This is a genomic window from Amycolatopsis sp. SID8362 (assembly GCF_010550475.1).
GTDB lineage: Bacteria > Actinomycetota > Actinomycetes > Mycobacteriales > Pseudonocardiaceae > Amycolatopsis > Amycolatopsis eburnea.
The window spans coordinates 1-489 of the sequence record NZ_JAAGNB010000168.1 but is presented as its reverse complement, the minus strand read 5'-3'; the positions used below and the strand labels follow the sequence as shown (position 1 = coordinate 489).

General features: G+C 76.5%; 1 protein-coding gene. It reads right to left on the bottom strand.

Translation table 11 applies throughout. The features are described 5' to 3' along the window. Positions 1-85: 85 nt before the first annotated feature. Positions 86-489, bottom strand: a 404-nt coding sequence (locus G3I65_RS05950) for a sugar phosphate isomerase/epimerase (RefSeq protein ID WP_160695209.1), incomplete at its 5' end; no start/stop codon positions are given.

Below are 489 nucleotides of genomic sequence, written 5' to 3'. Positions count from 1 at the left end.
AGCTCGGCGACGCCGCCGCCGGTCGCGGTCGCGTTGACGTGCACCAGCCGCGGCCCCGGGCCCGGCTCGCGCACCCACTCCGGGGTCACCACGTCCGTCCTTCGGCCACCGCGTCCGGCACCATCGACCGCAGCACGCCGAGCCCGCGCTCGATGCTGCGTTCGCGGGGGAGCAGCGTGTCCTCGTGCTCGAGGTAGAGCACGCCGTCGAAGCCTTCGTCCTGCAGCGCCGCCACGATCTCCGCCCACGGCAGCTCGCCGAGGCCGAGCGCGCGGAAGCGGATCGGCGGCTGCGGGCCGTAGCGGCCCCAGCCGGCCCCGGACGGCAGGCCGCGCCCGCTCCAGCGCTGCAGGTCCTTCGCGTGCACCGCGCCCATGCGCGTTTCCCAGCCGCGCACGGCGTCGACCGGGTCGTGCCCGGTCGCGGCGAGGTTCGCCGGGTCGACGCACAACCCGAGCACGTCCGCCCAGTCCTCGGTCGCGGCGAACA